This is a genomic window from Chitinophagaceae bacterium, assembly GCA_030053935.1.
In the GTDB taxonomy this organism is placed as follows: domain Bacteria; phylum Bacteroidota; class Bacteroidia; order Cytophagales; family JASGCU01; genus JASGCU01.
Map to the genome: position 1 here is coordinate 1 of JASGCU010000121.1, position 5,671 is coordinate 5,671.

Here is a 5,671-nt window from a genome sequence, read left to right on the forward strand (position 1 = left end):
CTTTCATAGCATAAAAAAATTGCTAAAGTTTTAAGACTTTCGCATTTGGAATGAAATACGTTTATAATCGTTGTATTGCTTTGTTTCGTAAAAAATGATCACCTATTACTAGAGCGGACATTGCCTCTACAATAGGCACTGCTCGTGGAACAACACATGGATCATGCCTTCCTTTCCCTGTTACAGTGGTGGAGTTTCCTTGACTATCCACAGTTTCTTGGTCTTTCATAATAGTTGCTACAGGTTTGAAAGCAACCCTGAAATAGATGTCTTCTCCGTTAGAAATACCTCCTTGTATTCCACCGGAATGGTTTGTTTTTGTTTTTATTATTCCATTATCAGCATAAAAAATATCATTATGCTCGGACCCATTCATTTCTATTCCTGCAAATCCGCTGCCGTATTCAAATCCTTTTACGGCATTTATGCTCAGCATTGCTTTTCCTAAGTCCGAATGCAGTTTATCAAACACAGGTTCTCCTAAACCTGGGGGAACTCCCTGTATTACTCCCGTAATGATTCCTCCAATAGTATCTCTTTTTTTGCGGGTTTGTTCTATCAGATGGATCATCTGCTCAGCTATGGATTCGTCGGGACAACGGACCATATTCGTATCAGTGAGGGAGAAATCTACTTCGTTATATTTTTTTTCTAATTTTATATTTCCTACTTGGGATACATAAGCGAAACATTGTATATTTTCTAATACAAGAAATTGTTTTATCAAAGCCCCTGCGGCTACTCTTGCAGCGGTTTCTCTTGCGGAGCTTCTCCCCCCACCTCTATAATCCCTTATACCATATTTCATTTGATATGAATAGTCCGCATGAGATGGTCGAAAGACGTTTGCTAAGTGCTCATAATCTTTGCTTTTTTGGTCTTCATTGCGTATGAGCATACAGATAGGCATTCCAGTACTTATTCCTTCAAAAATTCCACTCACTATTTCCACTTCGTCTTCTTCCTTTCTTTGGGTGGTAATTTTAGATTGTCCTGGCTTTCTGCGTTGCATTTCTTTTCTTATTTCTTCTACTGAAATATGTATTCCCGCGGGGAATCCTTCTAAAACAACGCCTATTCCTTTTCCATGGGACTCTCCAAAGGTTGTTATCTTTAAAATATTTCCTATGCTATTCCCCATTTTTTATTTTTTTAAATATAACAATACATTTCCTCCTAAAAATAAGACAAGCAAGATATATATATACCAGTTTTGGTATTGTTTCTCTAAAGAAACAAGGTCATTATTTTCTGCTTCTATATTTTGATAAAATCCTCCTACATCGTTAGCAAGAATAGTAGCATTTTTATGGCTTTCTCCCGTCACTAATACATTTGTTTTGGAATGAAGAGTGTCATATTTTTTTTTCTGCGTGTCAAAGAATATATAAGAAAAATAAGTATCCATTGCGTGGGTGCCGGGTTCTTTGGGGATAGCATAATAACTAAAAGTATATTTGCCTGTGACTTTTCCATTCGCTCTTGTAATATTCTCCATTTTATTAGGGGTATAAAAGTCAAAAATATCGTTTTTAGGAATGTTTGGCTCGGTTATATGGCTGATATTTCCTTCGCCCGTAACCGAAAAAGTATAGAGAAAACTCTCTCCCGTATTTACTTTCGTTTTATCTATTTCTTCGCTTATATTAAAAACGCCGACAGGCACATTATTTTTTAATGGGTGAGGTGGTAGGTCCTTTACTCGGATTCTTTGTGGTTTTGAATAAAAGGTTTTAAAGTCTTCCATCTGATTTTGTCCAAAAAAAGAAGGGTTCTTTGCTACTTTATATTTTATGAGTTCTAATCCCACCTTTGGAATAACCACGTCTTTCAAAGAAGTAGGATAAAAAGTTGCTTCATAGAGCTTGTACTGGGAGTAATTTTTATTGTTTATCCGTATTTGTTCTTTTTCTATATTTTGAATATTAAAATTTTCTTCCCAACAGGTAGTGGGTTTTATACTTTTTATGATGCTATTCAGTTGTTCGGGTAATTGATGGAATTGTAATTGGGCTTGGTTACTTTCTGAAACTAAAAAAGAAATAGTGGTATGAAATCCTTCTCCAACATAAACTTCGTTTTTATCTACGGTTACGGCTAACAGAGCATCATCTTTTACATCTACAAATTCGGTGGATTGATTCCTTCCTCCAAACACTGATTGAAAAGGGTCGAATCCAAATGGATCATAAGGGTCGGGTTGTCTTTGTTGAGCGGCTACTACTTTTATTTTTTTTCCTGGAAAATCGTATTTTGTTCCATTTACATGGAGAGAAAATGCAGGTAACACAAACGTTCCTTCTTTTGTTGCTACATAATTTTGAGTGATGCTCATACTGGAAGACATATTTCCATTGATAAAATTAGTAGAAGAAGAGGAGGATGTTCCTCTTTTTACAAATCCTGGAATATTAGGAAAATCATCTAATTGCCGAATAGATTCATTATCTACCGTAATAGTTATGGTAAACATTTGATTTATTGGGAGAACATCAGCTCCTAACTCTACACGCACCTGTCCTAATACTTCATTCCAAAATACACACAAAAATATTGCTATATATTTCATATTTAACATGATTTGTTGGTTAATACATTGATTTATCTGTAATTGTTTTTATAATTTCTATAACAGAAAGTTTATTTTTCCATCCCGTTTTGAGAATTTGCATTTGTGCATCTGTAAATTCTATAACTTCTTGAATGGTTATATCGGGAATCCCTTTGTCTAACATTTTTAATCCTAATGTAACTTTTTCTTCTATTTTTCCTTCTTCTCTTCCATCTATTCTAGCAGTTCGGAAAGCATCTTTATCACGCACCCAGTTTATGATATTCTTTTCATATCTTTTTCTTTCTATCTCTGTCATGTTTATCTCTGCTAATTTTTGTTCTACTTTATCTATATTTTTAGAAGTAGATCCTTCAGCAACCTCACTGTTTTTGAAAATATAAATCCACTCATCTATTTTTTTTTGAATAACGCCTTTATATCTATCTACAGTTATTAAGTAATATTCAGGAAAAATATTTTTTTCTTTCAAACTATATTTAGGAGATAAACTTTCGGGTATCTCTGCTTTTTTCCTTATTACTAATCGCTCGCCATTATTAATCCCTTTAAATTCTGTTATGCCCTTGTATAAATAATCGCTTCCTTCTCCCAGATTAAAATATAAGATACTAATAGATATTACTTTACTAATATTCGAAAAATCTTCTCCTAATTTTTGATGATTCACAATTATTTTAGAGGAAGCATACAATAAACTCTCTAAAAAATCTATCTCACGGGTGTTTTGAATTTCAATATATATCTTGCGGTGTGAACTATCCTCTACCAATAAATCCACGCGAGTAAATTTATCATTCTCATCTACTTGATTCATCTCACTCTCTAAGAGAGATAATATTTTTATTTCATCATCTTCCAATAAAGCAGATAAAAAACCCTCTAATATATCAAAATTTGCCTTATCTCTCAAGAGAGTTTTCATCGCCCAATCAAATCGAATTAACCTCTTTGCTTTCATATTTCTTTTATTTATATTTAATTTTTTTTTTGACTAACATTTTAAAAGTAAGGGTTTTCTTGAATATACTATTTAAATACTTCCAAAATTTATTTGTTTTTTCGTTTTTGAAACTCAAACTCTCGTGTAATGTTAAACCCTAATCGTATTTGAGCTTCTTTCCATGAAGAGTTTGTTTCTACTAAAAATGCTTTTTCAATAATTGCCGCAGAGTTTGTAATAAAGAGCTGGAATACATGCCCACCTGTTTCAATATCTATGCCCAAGCTAAAAGAATCTGAGTTATTCTCGTAGTTTGGAATACTAGAAACAGGTGTTTTTGTAGGGATTCTGAGAAAATATTCTCCCGTGATAGCCACTCTTTTAGAAATCTTGAACCTTCCTCCAAATCCCATTATGGGAAATAGATTCATATCAGCAGCTTTATCTACTAAATTTTTATGAACGAGGGTAGGCATAAGCTGAAGAGATAGATGCTCATTGAATTTTCTGGCTATCAGTAATTGATGTGTATATGCCAATCGAGAAGTAAAGAAAGAGAGTGTATTATCCCCTCGTAAACCATTTATAGATACAGATCCCAAATATACAAGAGAAATAAAACTTGTTTTTTTTCCTTTTCCCTGACGGAGCATTGCAAACTTAGCAAATCCATCCCATGACTGTTGGTAATTGCTTCTTCCTATGCCAATCATAAACCTATCTGATATTCCATACTCTACCGCTAATCGTATATTTGCTGATGCAAAAATTCCATACAGAGTATTTAATCCTGTGTTATTTGCATTTGTATGAGATGCATTGGGAAACATTTCTCCAAAGCGATGGCTTATTCTAAATTCTAATGAATTTTTAGCGACCCGTTCTACAGAATGCCCATTTATTATTCGGGATGACTTGAAAGTGGCTTTGGTAAAAGATGGTTCCTCTTCTGTTTCCACTAATAAATTTTCTAAATCATCTGTTGTATGTTCTTGCCCCAAGAGAGGAACGGACAAGACCCATAATAAACCAAATGCAAAGATATTTTTTTTTATTAATTTTGAAGTGACCCTTGTTCTATCCATTTTTTTATAATAGTTATTTTACAATTTGAAAGTTTTGATGCTCCTTTAGGCATTGCATTATAAGAAGTTCCAACCTTTTGTTCAATGTCTAACACGATAAGGGTTTGGTATTTTACAAAATTTTGATACCCATCTAAATTATATCCTCCTCCCAGAGCAGTATAAGTAGTGGAACTATGGCAAGATTCACAATATTCAGCATATATCGGCATCACGGATTGTGAAAAAGTGATATGAGTAGTATCGCAATCGGTGCTTATAGCTGATGGATAGAGCGTTTCTACATTATCAAAATAACATCTGCTGAACAATAATGCGAACCCTATACAAAAAATGAAAAAGAAAATGTTGTTTTTAGTCATATCTGTTTGAGATTATACAATAATAAAATACATAGTAACATAATGTTTCAATTTACACAATAAATATATTTGTTATGGTATTTATCTTTTACTTCGTTTTTAATATCGTTTCAAAATACAAAAACTATTTTTTGTTTATCTCTACATAGTTTTTCTTACGGAGCATAGTAAACATTACTCTACGATTTTAAGCTCTAACTATTCAAAGAATACGCATTCTATTTTAAAAAGGTGTAGTTATTTAGGAAATCTGAATTCACCTCGAAAAGTACCGTAAATACTTCCCATCAAAATTCCCTTGTAATTTTATAGTGTTTTATGTCAAGAAGGGATGCTATTCTTGTTGTAGTTGTATAAGAATTAAAATAAATCAAATAATCAGAATATACATCAGCAAAAATTTCAATAATTCAAATGAGTGTAAGGTTTACTAACATTTAAAATGTTAAAAGTATGAAATTTTATTATATTTTTGAGTAAGATGAGTAAATTACTCACATTAGGCAAAAATTATATTCAACAAATGTATTTTAACATTTGAATGTGATTCCACTATGAAAAGTCTTTTTTTTAAAGAGAAAGAACCTGTAAAAATGAATAGAAGAAAATACCGTTTAGATTATGATAATAGCTTTAAAAACATAATAGAGTTTCTTCTTCCGGAGTTTGTAGACTTTTTTTTGTCCGAATTATCCGAAAAGGTTGATTG

At 32.4% G+C, this 5,671-nt stretch carries 5 protein-coding genes; all 5 read right to left on the minus strand.

What is annotated here, in order from left to right; all coding sequences use genetic code 11:
* Positions 1–61: 61 nt before the first annotated feature.
* Positions 62–1,141 (minus strand): chorismate synthase, encoded by a 1,080-nt coding sequence (gene aroC, locus QM536_09320; GenBank protein ID MDI9357208.1) that lies wholly within the window; start codon positions 1,139–1,141, stop codon positions 62–64.
* Between the two features lie 3 nt (positions 1,142–1,144).
* Positions 1,145–2,569 carry a BatD family protein gene (locus QM536_09325; protein MDI9357209.1) on the minus strand — a complete coding sequence of 475 codons (1,425 nt, stop codon included), beginning with the start codon at positions 2,567–2,569 and terminating at the stop codon, positions 1,145–1,147.
* 19 nt (positions 2,570–2,588) lie between these two features.
* Complete coding sequence (locus QM536_09330; GenBank protein MDI9357210.1) at positions 2,589–3,533, minus strand: Rpn family recombination-promoting nuclease/putative transposase; 945 nt, start codon at positions 3,531–3,533, stop codon at positions 2,589–2,591.
* Between the two features lie 89 nt (positions 3,534–3,622).
* The gene (locus tag QM536_09335; GenBank protein MDI9357211.1) at positions 3,623–4,600 is read right to left on the minus strand and encodes a DUF5777 family beta-barrel protein; all 978 of its coding nucleotides are present in this window, start codon (positions 4,598–4,600) and stop codon (positions 3,623–3,625) included.
* Positions 4,570–4,962, minus strand: a complete 393-nt coding sequence (locus tag QM536_09340) for a hypothetical protein (protein ID MDI9357212.1) — start codon at positions 4,960–4,962, stop codon at positions 4,570–4,572. Before QM536_09340 ends, QM536_09335 begins: the two co-directional genes overlap by 31 nt.
* Positions 4,963–5,671 lie beyond the last annotated feature (709 nt).